20 protein-coding genes are annotated in these 15,969 nt (G+C 60.2%); 15 read left to right on the top strand and 5 right to left on the bottom strand.

Features of this window, described 5'->3' with window-relative positions; translation table 11 throughout:
• Positions 1–116: 116 nt before the first annotated feature.
• From PSH73_RS21750 to hisC, 10 genes are all read left to right on the top strand, one after another.
• Positions 117–926, top strand: a complete 810-nt coding sequence (locus PSH73_RS21750; protein ID WP_038443322.1) for an ATP-binding cassette domain-containing protein — start codon at positions 117–119, stop codon at positions 924–926.
• Entirely contained in the window at positions 926–1,723 is a 798-nt protein-coding gene (mlaE, locus tag PSH73_RS21745; RefSeq protein WP_029291779.1) for a lipid asymmetry maintenance ABC transporter permease subunit MlaE, read from the top strand. The genes PSH73_RS21750 and mlaE overlap by 1 nt, the downstream gene beginning before the upstream one ends.
• Positions 1,723–2,190: an outer membrane lipid asymmetry maintenance protein MlaD gene (mlaD, locus tag PSH73_RS21740; protein ID WP_057438115.1), complete on the top strand. Its 468-nt coding sequence runs from the start codon at positions 1,723–1,725 to the stop codon at positions 2,188–2,190. The genes mlaE and mlaD overlap by 1 nt, the downstream gene beginning before the upstream one ends.
• 11 nt (positions 2,191–2,201) lie before the next feature.
• The gene (locus PSH73_RS21735) at positions 2,202–2,855 is read left to right on the top strand and encodes a phospholipid-binding protein MlaC (RefSeq protein WP_057438117.1); all 654 of its coding nucleotides are present in this window, start codon (positions 2,202–2,204) and stop codon (positions 2,853–2,855) included.
• Entirely contained in the window at positions 2,852–3,157 is a 306-nt protein-coding gene (locus PSH73_RS21730) for a lipid asymmetry maintenance protein MlaB (RefSeq protein ID WP_057958465.1), read from the top strand. The genes PSH73_RS21735 and PSH73_RS21730 overlap by 4 nt, the downstream gene beginning before the upstream one ends.
• A 114-nt stretch (positions 3,158–3,271) precedes the next feature.
• On the top strand, positions 3,272–3,511 hold the full coding sequence (locus PSH73_RS21725; protein WP_010567702.1) for a BolA family protein: 240 nt from the start codon (positions 3,272–3,274) through the stop codon (positions 3,509–3,511).
• 23 nt (positions 3,512–3,534) lie between these two features.
• Positions 3,535–4,800: a UDP-N-acetylglucosamine 1-carboxyvinyltransferase gene (gene murA, locus PSH73_RS21720; protein WP_057438121.1), complete on the top strand. Its 1,266-nt coding sequence runs from the start codon at positions 3,535–3,537 to the stop codon at positions 4,798–4,800.
• A gap of 156 nt (positions 4,801–4,956) precedes the next feature.
• Positions 4,957–5,592 (top strand): ATP phosphoribosyltransferase, encoded by a 636-nt coding sequence (gene hisG, locus PSH73_RS21715; protein WP_003188599.1) that lies wholly within the window; start codon positions 4,957–4,959, stop codon positions 5,590–5,592.
• A 127-nt stretch (positions 5,593–5,719) separates the two neighbouring features.
• Positions 5,720–7,036, top strand: a complete 1,317-nt coding sequence (gene hisD, locus PSH73_RS21710; protein ID WP_003188601.1) for a histidinol dehydrogenase — start codon at positions 5,720–5,722, stop codon at positions 7,034–7,036.
• A gap of 3 nt (positions 7,037–7,039) precedes the next feature.
• A complete protein-coding gene (gene hisC, locus PSH73_RS21705; RefSeq protein WP_057438123.1) occupies positions 7,040–8,092 on the top strand; it encodes a histidinol-phosphate transaminase in 1,053 nt (350 codons plus the stop codon).
• Between the two features lie 130 nt (positions 8,093–8,222).
• Here hisC and PSH73_RS21700 read toward each other — a convergent pair whose 3' ends face one another.
• Positions 8,223–9,497 carry a uracil-xanthine permease family protein gene (locus PSH73_RS21700; protein ID WP_057958466.1) on the bottom strand — a complete coding sequence of 425 codons (1,275 nt, stop codon included), beginning with the start codon at positions 9,495–9,497 and terminating at the stop codon, positions 8,223–8,225.
• Positions 9,498–9,499: 2 nt separating this feature from the next.
• Entirely contained in the window at positions 9,500–10,138 is a 639-nt protein-coding gene (gene upp, locus PSH73_RS21695; protein ID WP_029291751.1) for a uracil phosphoribosyltransferase, read from the bottom strand.
• A gap of 163 nt (positions 10,139–10,301) precedes the next feature.
• On the opposite strand from upp, the gene PSH73_RS21690 reads away from it, so the two are divergent.
• From PSH73_RS21690 to PSH73_RS21680, 3 genes are all read left to right on the top strand, one after another.
• Positions 10,302–10,859: a hypoxanthine-guanine phosphoribosyltransferase gene (locus PSH73_RS21690; RefSeq protein WP_057438125.1), complete on the top strand. Its 558-nt coding sequence runs from the start codon at positions 10,302–10,304 to the stop codon at positions 10,857–10,859.
• A gap of 3 nt (positions 10,860–10,862) precedes the next feature.
• Positions 10,863–11,330, top strand: coding sequence for a WbuC family cupin fold metalloprotein (locus PSH73_RS21685; protein ID WP_057438127.1), 468 nt, complete (start codon positions 10,863–10,865; stop codon positions 11,328–11,330).
• Positions 11,331–11,534: 204 nt separating this feature from the next.
• Positions 11,535–11,822, top strand: a complete 288-nt coding sequence (locus tag PSH73_RS21680; RefSeq protein WP_305461342.1) for a PA4642 family protein — start codon at positions 11,535–11,537, stop codon at positions 11,820–11,822.
• A 103-nt stretch (positions 11,823–11,925) separates the two neighbouring features.
• Here PSH73_RS21680 and mqo read toward each other — a convergent pair whose 3' ends face one another.
• Positions 11,926–13,434: a malate dehydrogenase (quinone) gene (gene mqo, locus PSH73_RS21675; RefSeq protein ID WP_057958467.1), complete on the bottom strand. Its 1,509-nt coding sequence runs from the start codon at positions 13,432–13,434 to the stop codon at positions 11,926–11,928.
• 733 nt (positions 13,435–14,167) lie between these two features.
• A complete protein-coding gene (locus PSH73_RS21670) occupies positions 14,168–14,404 on the bottom strand; it encodes a hypothetical protein (RefSeq protein WP_057438133.1) in 237 nt (78 codons plus the stop codon).
• A 170-nt stretch (positions 14,405–14,574) separates the two neighbouring features.
• Here PSH73_RS21670 and PSH73_RS21665 point away from each other — a divergent pair, with 170 nt between their 5' ends.
• Complete coding sequence (locus PSH73_RS21665; RefSeq protein WP_029291738.1) at positions 14,575–15,162, top strand: YajG family lipoprotein; 588 nt, start codon at positions 14,575–14,577, stop codon at positions 15,160–15,162.
• A 57-nt stretch (positions 15,163–15,219) separates the two neighbouring features.
• Here PSH73_RS21665 and PSH73_RS21660 read toward each other — a convergent pair whose 3' ends face one another.
• On the bottom strand, positions 15,220–15,429 hold the full coding sequence (locus PSH73_RS21660) for a hypothetical protein (protein WP_170044058.1): 210 nt from the start codon (positions 15,427–15,429) through the stop codon (positions 15,220–15,222).
• Positions 15,430–15,612: 183 nt separating this feature from the next.
• On the opposite strand from PSH73_RS21660, the gene PSH73_RS21655 reads away from it, so the two are divergent.
• Positions 15,613–15,870 (top strand): hypothetical protein, encoded by a 258-nt coding sequence (locus PSH73_RS21655; RefSeq protein ID WP_170059365.1) that lies wholly within the window; start codon positions 15,613–15,615, stop codon positions 15,868–15,870.
• The last annotated feature ends 99 nt before the right edge of the window (positions 15,871–15,969 follow it).

Raw genomic sequence — 15,969 nt, 5'->3', positions numbered from 1 at the left:
AGCAGTGATATAGTTCGCCGCCAGTTCGGTCCGCGCAGCGCACATGTGTCTAACTGTCGCAAGCAGTTGTCCCAAGCATGGTGTCTGAGTGAGAAGCTGCATCCCAAGGAGTTTAGATGAGTGCCGATAACGCCTACGCGGTCGAGCTGAAGGGTCTTTCCTTCAAGCGCGGTACGCGCAGCATCTTCAATAATGTCGATATTCGCATTCCCCGCGGCAAGGTGACGGGCATCATGGGCCCTTCCGGCTGCGGCAAGACGACCCTGCTGCGCCTGATGGGCATGCAACTGCGGCCTACCGCCGGGGAAGTCTGGGTCAATGGCCAGAACCTGCCGACCCTGTCGCGCAGCGATCTGTTCGATGCGCGCAAGCACATGGGTGTGCTGTTCCAGAGCGGTGCACTGTTCACCGACCTCGACGTTTTCGAAAACGTCGCGTTCCCGCTGCGGGTGCATACCCAACTGTCGGAAGAAATGATCCGTGACATTGTGTTGTTGAAGCTGCAGGCCGTAGGGCTTCGCGGTGCCATCGACCTGATGCCGGATGAGCTTTCTGGTGGTATGAAGCGGCGCGTGGCTCTGGCGCGGGCGATTGCCCTCGACCCGCAGATTCTCATGTATGACGAGCCGTTCGTCGGCCAGGACCCTATCGCCATGGGCGTATTGGTGCGCCTGATCCGCCTGCTCAATGACGCGCTGGGTATCACCAGCATCGTGGTGTCCCATGACTTGGCCGAAACCGCGAGCATTGCCGACTACCTCTATGTCGTCGGCGATGGCCAGGTATTGGGGCAGGGCACGCCTGAAGAACTGATGAACGCCGATAACCCGCGTATTCGCCAATTCATGACCGGCGACCCTGATGGCCCGGTGCCTTTTCATTTTCCGGCAGCGGATTACCGCGCAGATCTTCTGGGGAAGCGCTGATGCGCAAGACATCTTTAATCGAGAAGGTGCGCCTTTTCGGTCGTTCCGGCATCGACATTGTCGAAGTGCTCGGGCGTTCGACGATTTTCCTGTTTCACGCCTTGCTGGGCCGCGGTGGTATCGGCGGTGGTTTTGGCTTGCTGCTCAAGCAACTGCACTCGGTGGGCGTGATGTCCCTGGTGATCATTGTGGTCTCCGGGGTGTTCATCGGCATGGTGCTGGCGTTGCAGGGCTTCAATATCCTGTCCAGCTACGGTTCCGAGCAGGCGGTGGGGCAGATGGTTGCACTGACGCTGCTGCGTGAGCTGGGGCCGGTGGTCACCGCCTTGCTGTTTGCCGGTCGCGCCGGCTCTGCGTTGACCGCCGAGATCGGCAACATGAAGGCCACCGAGCAACTGTCCAGCCTGGAAATGATCGGCGTGGACCCGCTCAAGTACATTGTTGCCCCGCGCCTGTGGGCCGGCTTCATCTCCCTGCCACTGCTGGCAATGATTTTCAGCGTGGTCGGGATCTGGGGCGGTTCGTGGGTGGCGGTGGACTGGCTGGGGGTCTACGACGGCTCCTACTGGGCCAACATGCAAAACAGCGTGACCTTCAGCGGTGACGTGCTCAATGGCATTATCAAGAGCATCGTCTTCGCCTTCGTCGTGACTTGGATCGCCGTATTCCAGGGCTATGACTGTGAACCCACTTCAGAAGGGATCAGTCGAGCCACTACCAAGACCGTTGTGTACGCCTCGCTGGCGGTACTGGGCCTTGACTTCATTTTGACCGCCTTGATGTTTGGAGATTTCTGATGCAAAACCGCACTGTGGAAATCGGTGTAGGCCTTTTCTTGTTGGCTGGCATCCTGGCTTTGCTGTTGCTCGCCCTGCGAGTCAGCGGCTTGTCGGCCAGTTCGGGCGCCGATACCTATAAACTTTACGCCTACTTCGACAATATCGCCGGTTTGACGGTCAGATCCAAAGTGACCATGGCCGGTGTGACCATCGGCAAGGTCACAGCAATCGATCTGGACCGCGACAGCTTCACCGGCCGCGTGACCCTGCAACTGGACAAGAAGGTAGATAACCTGCCGACTGACTCCACAGCGTCCATCCTCACGGCCGGTCTGCTGGGCGAGAAGTACATCGGTATCAGCGTGGGCGGGGAAGAAGCCTTGCTCAAGGATGGTTCGACCATTCATGACACACAGTCGTCGTTGGTATTAGAGGACCTGATCGGTAAATTCCTGCTTAATACGGTTAGTAAAGACGCCAAATGAGGAGTTTGTTCATGATCTCAACCTTGCGACGTGGCCTGTTGGTGCTGTTGGCAGCCTTGCCATTGATGGCTAACGCCGTGGCGGCACCTTCGGCGCACGACATTATTGATAGAACCACCAAAGAGCTGCTGGCTGACCTTGCCGCGAACAAGGAACAGTACAAGCAGAGCCCAAGCGCGTTCTACGATGCCCTCAACGGTATCGTGGGTCCGGTGGTCGACGCTGACGGCATCTCGCGCAGCATCATGACCGTCAAGTATTCGCGTAAAGCTACGCCTGCGCAGATGCAGCGCTTCCAGGAAAACTTCAAGCGCAGCCTGATGCAGTTCTACGGCAACGCCCTGCTGGAATACAACAACCAGGGTATCGTCGTTTCCCCGGCCAAGGATGAGTCTGGCAACCGCACCAGCGTGGATATGCAGGTCAAGGGCAACAATGGCTCGATCTATCCGGTTTCCTACACCCTTGAGAAAATCAACGGCGAATGGAAAGTGCGCAACGTGATCATCAACGGCATCAACATCGGCAAGCTGTTCCGTGATCAGTTCGCCGATGCCATGCAGCGCAATGGCAACAACCTGGACAAGACCATTGATGGCTGGGCCGGCGAAGTGGCCAAGGCCAAGGAAGTGACCGAAGAAGCTGCAGAGAAGCAGGCCCCATGACTGAGTCGGCTGTTCGTCAAGGCCAGGCCGGCGAGCTGCTCCTCAGTGGCGTGCTCGACTACAGCACCGGGCCGGCCCTGCGTAAGCAGGGCCAGGCACTGATCAATGCCAGCACTGCGCCGGCATTGGTCCTCGATTGCTCGGCGGTGGTGAAGTCCAGCAGTGTTGGCTTGTCATTGCTCTTGTGTTTCCTACGTGACGCCGCGGCGGTCAACAAACCTGTCAGTATTCGCGCATTACCCGAGGATATGCGTGAAATTGCCCAGGTTTGCGGTCTGGCCGAGCTGTTGGCGCATCCTTAATACACATTATTGAAGAAGCCCCCCGTCAGAGTCCTGCTATGCGGGGTTCGCAGGCGCGGGGCTTTTTTGTATGATGTGCGACCCGCGCGCACTGGGCGCCGATAGAGGTTGAGCATGCAGGCCCTAGAAGTTAAAAGCTTCCTTGAAGGAAAGCTGCCGAATACTGAGGTTGCAGTTGAAGGCGAAGGCTGCAATTTCCAGCTGAACGTGATTAGCGATGAACTGGCGGCATTGAGCCCGGTCAAGCGTCAGCAGCAGATCTATGCCCATTTGAACCCGTGGATCACCGATGGCAGCATCCATGCGGTCACTATGAAATTTTTCAGCCGCGCGGCCTGGGCCGAGCGCACCTGAGCCCCCAAGGCGTCGAGATTCTTATGGATAAATTGATTATTACCGGCGGTGCCCGTCTTGATGGCGAAATCCGTATCTCCGGGGCTAAAAACTCGGCCTTGCCGATCCTGGCCGCCACCTTGCTGTGCGATGGCCCGGTTACCGTAGCCAACCTGCCGCACCTGCACGACATCACCACCATGATCGAGCTGTTCGGTCGCATGGGCATTGAGCCGGTGATCGACGAGAAGCTGTCGGTCGAAATCGACCCGCGCACCATCAAGACCCTGATCGCACCGTACGAACTGGTGAAAACCATGCGTGCCTCGATCCTGGTACTGGGCCCGATGGTCGCCCGTTTCGGCGAAGCCGAAGTGGCACTGCCTGGCGGTTGCGCCATTGGTTCGCGTCCGGTGGACCTGCACATCCGTGGTCTTGAAGCCATGGGTGCGACCATCGACGTCGAAGGTGGCTACATCAAGGCCAAGGCGCCGGAAGGCGGCCTGCGTGGTGCAAACTTCTTCTTTGATACCGTCAGCGTGACCGGTACCGAGAACATCATGATGGCCGCTGCCCTGGCCAATGGCCGCAGCGTCCTGCAAAACGCCGCGCGCGAGCCGGAAGTGGTCGACCTGGCCAACTTCCTGATCGCCATGGGTGCCAACATCACTGGCGCCGGCACCGACACCATCACCATCGACGGTGTGAAACGCCTGCACTCGGCCACCTACAAAGTGATGCCGGACCGTATCGAGACCGGTACCTACCTGGTTGCGGCTGCCGTGACCGGTGGTCGCGTCAAGGTCAAGGACACCGATCCGACCATCCTTGAAGCGGTCCTGGAAAAGCTGCGCGAAGCCGGTGCCGAAATCACCACCGGCGAAGACTGGATCGAGCTGGACATGCACGGCAAGCGGCCAAAAGCCGTCAACGTGCGTACCGCTCCGTACCCGGCGTTCCCGACCGACATGCAGGCGCAGTTCATTTCCCTGAACGCGATTGCCGAAGGCACTGGTGCGGTCATCGAGACCATCTTCGAAAACCGCTTCATGCACGTGTACGAACTGCACCGCATGGGCGCCAAGATCCAGGTCGAAGGCAACACTGCCATCGTCACCGGTATCGAGCAGCTCAAGGGCGCGCCAGTGATGGCCACCGACCTGCGGGCTTCGGCCAGCCTGGTGATTTCGGCGTTGTGCGCTGACGGTGACACCCTGATCGATCGCATCTACCACATAGATCGTGGCTACGAGTGCATCGAAGAAAAACTGCAGATGCTTGGCGCGAAAATCCGCCGCGTACCGGGCTAACCCCCACTGCTCGGGCGCAGGGAAGCGCCCGCCCGAGGTGTGCACAGGCACGCCTCGGCTGAATTTGTTTCAAATCGAGGCTGTAATGGCCTCGATCTGTGTCTGGCGCCATTTGCGACCGGACAGCAATAGCCTGATGAAGGATTGACGTTTCCCATGTTGACCATCGCACTGTCCAAGGGCCGCATCCTTGACGATACTTTGCCGCTTCTGGCTGAAGCGGGCATCGTGCCGACCGAGAATCCGGACAAGAGCCGCAAGCTGATCATCCCCACGACCCAGGACGACGTTCGCCTGTTGATCGTGCGTGCTACCGACGTGCCGACCTACGTTGAACATGGCGCCGCCGACCTCGGTGTCGCCGGTAAAGACGTGCTGATGGAATACGGCGGCCAGGGCCTGTACGAGCCGCTGGACCTGCGTATCGCCCTGTGCAAGCTGATGACCGCCGGCCGTGTCGGTGACGTCGAGCCAAAAGGCCGCCTGCGGGTAGCCACCAAGTTCGTCAACGTCGCCAAGCGCTATTACGCCGAGCAAGGCCGTCAGGTCGATATCATCAAGCTCTATGGCTCGATGGAGCTGGCGCCGCTGATCGGCCTGGCCGACAAGATCATCGACGTGGTCGACACCGGCAACACCCTGCGCGCCAATGGCCTGGAACCCCAGGACTTTATCGCTGACATCAGCTCTCGCCTGATCGTCAACAAAGCTTCGATGAAAATGCAACACGCCCGGATCCAGGCGTTGATCGACACCCTGCGCAAGGCAGTGGAGTCTCGACACCGCGGTTGACTCACCTGCGCGGCCCTAGGTCGCGCCCGTCTATCCGCCTCATAGCCAGAATTCTCAGGTGCCCAAGCGGAAACGACTGCTAGTTTAGGGCGCCTGAGTTTTTGCCAATTCTATTGAGGCCCTCGCTATGACCACGTCCACTGCAATTGCCCGACTCAACGCTGCCGACCCGGATTTCGCCCATCATCTGGATCATCTGCTGAGCTGGGAAAGTGTGTCCGACGATTCGGTCAACCAGCGGGTGCTCGACATCATCAAGGCCGTGCGCGAGCGCGGCGATGCGGCGCTGGTGGACTTTACCCGCCAGTTCGACGGCCTGGACGTCAAGTCCATGGCCGACCTGATCCTGCCCCGCGAACGCCTGGAACTGGCCCTGACGCGCATCACCGCGCCGCAGCGCGAAGCCCTGGAAGTCGCAGCGGCGCGGGTGCGCAGCTACCACGAAAAACAGAAACAGGACTCCTGGAGCTACACCGAAGCCGATGGCACGGTGCTGGGCCAGAAAGTCACACCGCTGGACCGCGCCGGCCTGTACGTGCCGGGCGGCAAGGCTTCATACCCGTCGTCGGTGCTGATGAATGCCATTCCCGCCAAAGTGGCGGGCGTGACCGAGGTGGTCATGGTGGTCCCGACCCCGCGCGGTGAAATCAACGAACTGGTGCTGGCCGCTGCCTGCATCGCCGGCGTTGACCGCGTGTTCACCATCGGGGGGGCCCAGGCCGTCGCCGCGTTGGCCTATGGCACCGAAAGCGTGCCGAAAGTCGACAAGGTGGTCGGCCCCGGCAACATCTACGTTGCCACTGCCAAGCGCCATGTGTTTGGCCAGGTCGGTATCGACATGATCGCTGGCCCCTCGGAAATCCTCGTGGTGTGCGACGGCCAGACCGATCCGGACTGGATTGCCATGGACCTGTTCTCCCAGGCCGAGCACGACGAAGACGCCCAGGCGATCCTGGTCAGCCCCGACGCCGAGTTCCTCGACAAGGTGGCGGCGAGCATCAATAAGCTGCTGCCGACCATGGAGCGTGCCGAGATTATCGAGAAGTCGATCAATGGCCGGGGTGCGTTGATCCTGGTGCGTGACATGGAGCAGGCCATCGAAGTGGCCAACCGCATCGCCCCCGAGCATTTGGAACTGTCGGTGGCCGACCCACAGGCCTGGCTGCCGTCGATTCGTCACGCCGGTGCGATCTTCATGGGTCGCCACACCAGCGAAGCCCTGGGCGACTACTGTGCGGGCCCCAACCACGTGTTGCCGACCTCCGGCACTGCGCGATTCTCGTCGCCGCTGGGGGTGTATGACTTCCAGAAGCGCTCGTCGATCATCTTTTGCTCGCCACAAGGTGCTTCCGAGCTGGGCAAGACCGCCTCGGTGCTGGCCCGTGGTGAATCGTTGAGCGCGCACGCCCGCAGCGCCGAATACCGCATCGTCAAGGGAGAGTAAGACATGAGCAAATTCTGGAGCCCTTTCGTCAAGGACCTCGTGCCTTACGTGCCCGGCGAGCAGCCGAAGCTGACCAAGCTGGTCAAGCTCAACACCAATGAAAACCCCTACGGCCCGTCGCCCAAGGCGCTGGCAGCGATGCAGGCCGAGTTGAACGACAACCTGCGTTTGTACCCCGACCCCAACAGCGACCTGCTCAAGCAGGCCGTGGCCAAGTACTACGGGGTGGATGGGAGCAAGGTATTCCTCGGTAACGGTTCCGACGAAGTCCTGGCGCATATCTTCCACGGTCTGTTCCAGCACGACCTGCCACTGCTGTTCCCGGACATCAGCTACAGCTTCTACCCGGTGTACTGCGGGCTGTATGGCATCACCTCGGCCCCGGTGCCGCTGGACGAGCAGTTCCAGATCCGCGTGGCGGACTACGCCAAGCCTAACGGCGGGATCATCTTCCCCAACCCGAACGCGCCGACCGGCTGCGTGATGGCGCTGGACGCGGTGGAGCAACTCCTCAAGGCCAGCCCGGATTCGGTGGTGGTGGTCGATGAAGCCTATATCGACTTCGGCGGCGAAACGGCCATCAGCCTGGTGGATCGCTACCCCAACCTGCTGGTGACCCAGACCCTCTCCAAATCGCGCTCACTGGCCGGTTTGCGGGTAGGCCTGGCGGTGGGCCACCCGGACCTGATCGAGGCGCTGGAGCGGGTCAAGAACAGCTTCAACTCCTATCCACTGGATCGCCTGGCGATTGTCGGCGCGGCGGCGGCCTTCGAAGACCGTGAATACTTCGAGAAGACCTGCCAACTGGTGATCGATAGCCGCGAGACGCTTGTGGCGCAGTTGCGAGAGAAGGGCTTTGAGGTGTTGCCGTCAGCGGCCAACTTCATCTTTGCCCGCCACCCACGGCACGACGCGGCCGGCCTGGCGGCCAAGTTGCGGGAGCAAGGGGTGATTGTGCGGCACTTCAAGCAGGAGCGGATTGCCCAGTTCCTGCGGATCAGCATCGGGACACCTGAGCAGAACCAGGCGTTGATTGATGGTTTGGGTGATCTTTAAGGCTTGAATCTATATGGGCTGGACGGGCCGCATCGCGGGCAAGCCCGGCTCCCACATGGAAATGCATTCCAATGTGGGAGCCGGGCTTGCCCGCGATGAGGCCATCAGCTACACCGACACTCCGTAGCCTTTAGAGCAACGGCTCGTCCGGCTTCTTGTGCTTCCAGCCATCATTGCCCGGCAGCAGCAGGTTCAAACCAATCGCTACCACGGCGCAGAGGGCGATGCCCTTCAGGCCGAAATCATCGGGACCGGTACCGGTGCCGATCAGCACACCGCCAATCCCGAACACCAGAGTCACCGACACAATCACCAGATTGCGCGCCTCCCCCAGGTCGATCTTGTGACGGATCAGGGTGTTCATCCCCACCGCGGCAATCGAGCCGAACAACAGGCACAGAATCCCGCCCATCACCGGCACCGGAATGCTCTGCAGCAGCGCGCCGAACTTACCGACAAAGGCCAGGGTGATGGCAAATACCGCCGCCCAGGTCATGATCTTCGGGTTGTAGTTCTTGGTCAGCATCACCGCGCCGGTCACTTCGGCGTAAGTGGTGTTGGGCGGGCCGCCGAACAGGCCAGCCGTGGTAGTGGCGATACCGTCGCCCAACAGCGTGCGATGCAGGCCGGGCTTTTTCAGGTAGTCACGACCGGTCACGCTACCCACGGCAATCACGCCGCCGATGTGTTCAATGGCTGGGGCCAGGGCCACCGGGACGATGAACAGAATCGCCTGCCAGTTGAATTCCGGCGCGGTGAAGTGGGGCAGGGCAAACCACGGTGCGGCGGCGATCTTCGCGGTGTCGACCACGCCGAAGTAGAACGACATGCCAAAACCCACCAGCACCCCGGCAATGATCGGCACCAGGCGGAAAATGCCCTTGCCGAACACGGCCACGATCAGCGTGGTCAGCAGCGCCGGCATCGAGATCAGCATTGCCGTCTGGTAAGGGATCAACTCGGCACCGTCGCCCGACTTGCCCATTGCCATGTTCGCGGCAATCGGCGCCATGGCCAGGCCGATGGAGATGATCACCGGTCCGATCACCACGGGCGGCAGCAGCCGGTCGATGAAACCGGTGCCCTTGATCTTCACGGCGAGGCCGAGGAAGGTGTAGACGAAGCCCGCCGCCATCACCCCGCCCATGGTCGCCGCGAGGCCGAACTGGCCCTTGGCGAGAATGATTGGGGTGATAAACGCAAAGCTCGATGCCAGGAACACCGGCACTTGGCGCCCGGTGACAATCTGGAACAACAACGTGCCAAGGCCTGCGGTAAACAGTGCAACGTTTGGATCAAGACCTGTGATCAGCGGCATCAACACCAGCGCGCCAAATGCTACGAAGAGCATTTGTGCGCCAGACAGGATCTGGCGCCAAAGCGGGTCGTTGAATTCATCCTGCATGTTCACGCGTCCTTCTGCTTGGTGCCGAAGATCTTGTCGCCAGCATCGCCCAGGCCCGGAATGATGTAGCCGTGCTCGTTCAGGCGCTCATCAATGGACGCGGTGTAGATCACTACATCCGGGTGAGCTTTTTCTACGGCGGCGATACCTTCGGGTGCCGCTACCAGCACCATGGCGCGGATATCCTTGCAACCGGCTTTCTTCAGCAGGTCGATGGTAGCGACCATGGAGCTGCCGGTGGCCAGCATCGGGTCGATGATCATCGCCAGGCGCTCGTCGATCTCGGGGACGAGTTTTTCCAGGTAGGTGTGGGCCTGCAGGGTTTCTTCGTTGCGGGCTACGCCCACAGCACTGACCTTGGCGCCCGGGATCAGGCTCAGCACGCCTTCAAGCATGCCGATACCGGCGCGCAGGATCGGTACCACGGTAATTTTCTTGCCAGCGATTTTCTCGACCTGGACGGGACCGCACCAACCGGGGATCTCGTAGTTTTCCAGGGGTAAATCTTTGGTGGCTTCGTAGGTGAGCAACGCTCCGACTTCCTGAGCAAGCTCACGGAAGTTCTTCGTGCTAATGTCGGCGCGGCGCATAAGGCCGAGCTTGTGTCGGATCAGCGGGTGGCGGATCTCACGGATGGGCATGGGGAAAGGCTCCGGCGGCGGGCAAAAAAACCGGCCTAGATTAATCTATCCGAGGGTGTTGTCCTATAGACAACCAGTACGTTAGTCCATAAAGGCTTGAACGTTGCGTCCCAGAGGCGTACCTTCGCCCGCTTTTCTTGCCACAGTACCCCTGGAGAGCGCCATGTCCGCTGATCTCGAGCATATCCGTCAAATCATGCGCGAGGCTGACTGCCTGTACACCGAAGCACAAGTCGAAGAGGCTATCGCCAAGGTCGGCGCGCACATCACCCGTGAAATGGCTGAAACCAACCCGGTGGTGTTCTGTGTGATGAACGGCGGTCTTATTTTCGCCGGCAAATTGCTGACGCATCTGCAATTCCCGCTGGAAGCGTCCTACCTGCACGCCACGCGCTATCGTAATGAAACCAGTGGCGGCGACCTGTTCTGGAAAGCCAAGCCGGAAGTGTCGTTCATCGACCGCGACGTCTTGATCATCGACGACATCCTCGACGAAGGTCACACCCTGGGCGCGATTGTCGACTTCTGCAAACACGCCGGCGCGCGCAACGTGCACACCGCCGTGCTGATCGACAAAGACCACGACCGCAAGGCCCGCCCGGACCTGAAGGCCAATTACGTCGGCCTGCCGTGCATCGACCGCTACATCTTCGGTTACGGCATGGATTACAAAGGCTACTGGCGCAATGCCAATGGCATCTTTGCTGTGAAGGGGATGTAAGTCGTGGCGCGTTTTCTTGATCAGTCGCTGTTTGCCGAATTGGCCGAGAAAGCCGCCGCCAACCCCCGTGGCCGGCAGAACGTCAACTTCCACCAGATGGAAGAGCCGTGCCATCGCATGGCTGTCGGTTTGCAGCCACACACCTATGTGCAGCCCCATCGTCATCTCACCGCTGACAAGGCCGAGACCCTGCTGGTACTCAAGGGGCGCCTGGGTATTTTGATTTTCAGCGAGTCTGGCGCGGTTCTGGAGCGGCGCATCTTGCAGGCCGGTGGCGATTGCCAGGGCGTTGATCTGTCGCCAGGGGTTTTCCACGGTCTGGTGGTGCTTGAGCCCGACACGGTGATGTTCGAGTGCAAGGCAGGCCCTTATCGCCCGGTGGGCGAGGGCGAACTGGCGACCTGGGCACCCCGGGAAGGCGAAGCCGGCATGGCTGAGTATCATCGCTGGATGCTGGCCCAGTTCGATTGAACCTGGCAGCGGAAAAAAGGTGGGTGGGGTTTGTGTGGGAGCGGGCTTGCCCGCGATAGCGGAGTGGCAGGTTAGATATGTTCGACTGACCCACCGCCATCGCGGGCAAGCCCGCTCCCACATTAGAGCCTCGTGGCTTCCGAACCTTGTGTCCCGCAGGTAGACTTCTACCCCCGTGTACATGTCTGCAGGCTGGAGTCGGCAATGCGTAAAGATAAGAAACAAGTGATTGGTGACGAGATCGGCGACGATCAGATCAAGCTGTTCCTGGATTTTGAACCGGTCGACGCCACCTCACCGTCCCTGCACAAGCTGATCAAAGCCTATCGCGGCCTGCGCATCGACGATTTCGAGCGGTTCCTGGGCTTTTTCAAGGACGCTGGGCTGGACCTCGACGGCAAGGACGAGCATGGCCAGACCTTCGTCGATCTGATCAAGGATCAGCGCAACGCGGACGAGTACATCGAGCTGATCAAAATCGCTCGCGGCTGAATAGCCAGGACATAAAAAAACGCCCCGTTCTCAGCACGAGAGCGGGGCGATCGTTCCCACGCTCTGCGTGGGAATGCATCCGGTGACGCTACGCGTCACGACCTCAAGCGTAGCTTTCGGCCTCGCTACCTTGCTCAACCAGTTCCAGGCTGATGTTGTTCTGCACGCTGATCTTGCGATACAGCTCGGCATCGGTTTCCAGGACTTTTTCCCGGGCCGGGAAGATTTCCTGCAACTTGGCCGCCCATTCACCGGCCGCCTGGGCCGGGAAGCAGCGTTCGATCAGTTCCAGCATGATCGAAACAGTCACCGAAGCCCCTGGGGACGCACCTAGCAGCGCCGCCAGCGAACCGTCTTTGGCCGCGACCAACTCGGTACCGAATTGCAGCACGCCGCCTTTCTTCGGATCCTTCTTGATGATCTGCACCCGTTGACCAGCCACTTCCAGGCGCCAGTCCTCGGCTTTGGCTTCGGGATAGAAGCGGCGCAGGGATTCCAGGCGCTGCTCCATGGACTGCATCACTTCGCTGACCAGGTACTTGGTCAGGTCCATGTTGTCCCGGGCCACGGCCAGCATCGGGCCGATATTGCCGAGGCGAATCGACATGGGCAGGTCAAGGAACGAGCCGAACTTGAGGAACTTGGTGGTGAAGCCAGCGTATGGCCCGAACAGCAGGGATTTCTTGCCATCCACCACGCGGGTGTCCAGATGCGGCACCGACATCGGCGGCGAACCCACGGCGGCCTGGCTGTAGACCTTGGCCTGGTGCAGCTTGACCACTTCCGGGTTGTCGCAACGCAGCCATTGGCCGCTGACCGGGAAGCCGCCGAAACCTTTGCTTTCTTCAATACCCGAGGCTTGCAGCAGCGGCAGGGCCGCGCCGCCGGCGCCGAGGAACACGAACTTGGCGTCGACATTGCGCGTGTTGCCGCTGTTGACGTCCTTGATGCTCACGGTCCAGCCGGCGCCATTGCGCTTGAGGCCGGTAACGCGCTTGCTGTACTTGACGTGGGCATCTGCCGAGCTGCTCAGGTGCGCGAGCAATTGGTTGGTCAGGGCGCCGAAGTTGACGTCGGTACCGTTCATCACGCGGGTCGCGGCGATTTTCTCGTCGGCCGGGCGGCCCGGCATCATCAGCGGCATCCACTCGGCCATTTCTGCACGGTCTTCGGTGTAGTGCATGTCCGAGAACGCGTGGTGCTGGCTGAGGGTTTCAAAGCGTTTCTTGAGGAACGACACGCCTTTTTCGCCCTGCACGAAGCTCAGGTGCGGCACGGGGCTGATAAAGGACTTTGACGAGCCAAAGGTGCCTTTTTTGGTCAGGTACGCCCAGAACTGCTTCGACACCTCGAACTGGGTGTTGATGTGCACGGCTTTCTTGATGTCGATGGAGCCATCACCCGCCTGCGGGGTGTAGTTCAGCTCGCACAGCCCGGCGTGACCGGTACCGGCATTGTTCCACGGGTTGGAACTCTCCGCGGCACCCGAATCCATCAGCTCAACGACTTCCAGCTTGAGGCCGGGGTCGAGCTCCTTGAGCAGTACGGCAAGGGTGGCACTCATGATGCCCGCACCTACCAGTACTACGTCGACTGCTTCGTTATGCGCCATTTAACGCGTCTCCAAAATCTGCAGCACCAAATTGACGGCATGGCTGCCAGGAGTGACGGGGCGGTTCACGTAATGCCCCAGGTTACCCATGGCCAGGATCGCCATGTCCGATTCTTCGCAATTTTTTTGCAACTTCAGCGGACGCTGCCGACCAGGCCTTATCTGCATATGAACGCATTTAAGGGCCCCTGTGGCAATTCGACTTATGGTCAAGTACGTCCGATCGTGCAACCAAATCCGTAGCGGACAGGCTTCAAGCTCCGGTTTTTGAGGAGTACTCGGTCCTGTGTGGTTGGGCAGTGCCAGACGTTGATGGTGCTTGTACAAACGCAAAACTATTCATTTGCTCGCCACACTCTTGTGAAGTTGTGAAAACCCGTTTTTTTCACGCTCTTTTGAAGACGTGAACCTCAAAAAAGGGCTGCCCCAGCCTGGCACCTGGCCCGAAATCACTGCCGACACGCGGCATAACGGGCAAACAACTCAAGTGGCCGAGCGCAATGGCAGCTCTGGCAGATTCGGTAAAGGCGCAGGTTTGCAGACAAAACAGCCAGCTCGCCAGCTTCACTCGATCTGTGTGGGCGGCTCTCTGTGGGCGGTGCGGGGGAGCTAATACCGGAGCATTAGCGATGCTGCGAGGCCCGATCAGGAGACGTCCTTATAATCGGGGGGAGATTGTAGCGAAGAACTGCAGGGAAATGGACGTGTTTTATGACTTTTATTAGCGCTTCGGTCAGGCGGTCAACGGCAGGCGGTGTGATGACCGTGCGCGGCGCGGGCTGATGCGGGCGCGGGCGGGCAGTGGCTGGTGCATCCAGCTCAAGCGGATCTCCTCGACTTCGACCCAGCCTTCACCCACCGGTGGCTGGCTGCAGTGCTTGAATGCCTGGCAACGACCTTGCGCGTCGAGCAGGGCAAAGTGTCGAAAGGCGGGCTTGCGTGCGAATAAGCGCCAGAGAAAGTCGAACATGGTGGGCCTCCTGATAATGGGGCCAAGCATGCCAGCCCAGCATGACATATCGGTGACACTGAACCGCCGCCGGCGGGCCTGTGTCTGAGGTTGTAACTGACGCTAGTTCCCGGCAGCGGCGCACCGCTATACTGCTCGGCTGTCGGTACCTGATTTCTGGAGAGAAAAGCATGTTGCAACGCCTGTTGTTCGGTTTGATCACTGTGACCAGCTTGACCCTGGTTGGCTGCGCCCACAGCCCGCAGCAACTCAGCCCGCAACCCAAGCTCACCACCCAGCTGGCGCCTGTAGGCCATGGCCAGCCGGTCTCGGTGCGGGTGGTTGACGGTCGTCCGTCGCCGACCCTGGGCACCCGCGGTGGCCTGTACCCGGAAACCAGCGCCATCACGGTGACTGGTGCCGACGTGCTGCCCAAGCTGCAAGCCCAGGCCGAAGCGGCTGTGCGCCTGCTGGGCTTCACCCCGACCAGCAACTCGCCTGGCGCGCCGCAACTGACCGTGACCCTGGCGGAGCTGAAGTATCAGTCGCCCAAGGAAGGCCTGTACGTGACCGAAGCCACCATCGGTGCGACCTTCCGCTCTGATGTGTCCGCCGGCAACCGTCGCTACAGCGGCCGTTACGGTGCGTCCCTGGACCAGCGCTTCGGCATGGCGCCGAACCAGGAAACCAACACCAAGCTGGTCAGCGACGTGTTGAGTGATGCCCTGACGCGTCTGTTCAAGGATCCAAGCATCGGCCAAATCCTTAGCTCGCAATAATCAGCTGTAAAAAAGCCGGGCCCCGTTACGGGCCCGGCTTTTTTGTGTCTGCGCTCTTCATGCCGCCGTTTCGACATAAAAGTCCAGCACACTCACGCCTGTCAGCAGGTCCATCTCCGGCAGGTCGGCATGTTGGTGCCCGCCGAGGGCGCAATACACCAGCCAGTGCCGGTCCTGAACATTGAACGCCAGGCCGCCGACCAGCGCCTCTTGCTCATCGCTGGGGGCGATCAGATACAGCCGATCCTGGTTCTGCGCGTGCAACATGACAAGCTCCCTTGTGTGCGAAGGGCAACAGAGTGGCTTGTTAAGGTGACGTTCAGGTGACGCTGTAAATTACTCGATACATTAGTCGTCAATGGGGGAGGGAGCTGTGATGCGCAGGAGGGCGCAGTTCGTTCAGGTTTGTATCTGGATGGATACCCGGTCACTGTTACACCGAGGTTTTTGATGTCGCTGCCGGCATTACTGCTAAATACCGCTGCATTGTTGATTGCCTGCCCCGGCGCCGGGCTGCTGTTTGTGACCCGCCTGCGGGAGCAGCGGGCGATGGCCCAGCTTGCCGCGCAAAGTGAAGAGCGGGCGATCGACCAGCCGATGCTGTTTCTGGATGTGCGTACCGAGCGCCGTCATCGCCTGGGCTACCGCCTCGGGTTTGCCTGTGTCGGGCTGGCGCTAGTGATCTCCTGGCTCAGCACTCAATTGTAAAAATACCCCAAAACCACTGTGGGAGCGGGCTTGCTCGCGATAGCGGTGTGTCAGTCAAATAGTTATCAACTGACCCACCACTATCGCGGGCAAGCCCGC

This window comes from Pseudomonas sp. FP2294, from assembly GCF_030687625.1.
GTDB classification, from domain to species: domain Bacteria; phylum Pseudomonadota; class Gammaproteobacteria; order Pseudomonadales; family Pseudomonadaceae; genus Aquipseudomonas; species Aquipseudomonas shahriarae.
This window is presented reverse-complemented; position numbering and strand designations above follow the sequence as displayed.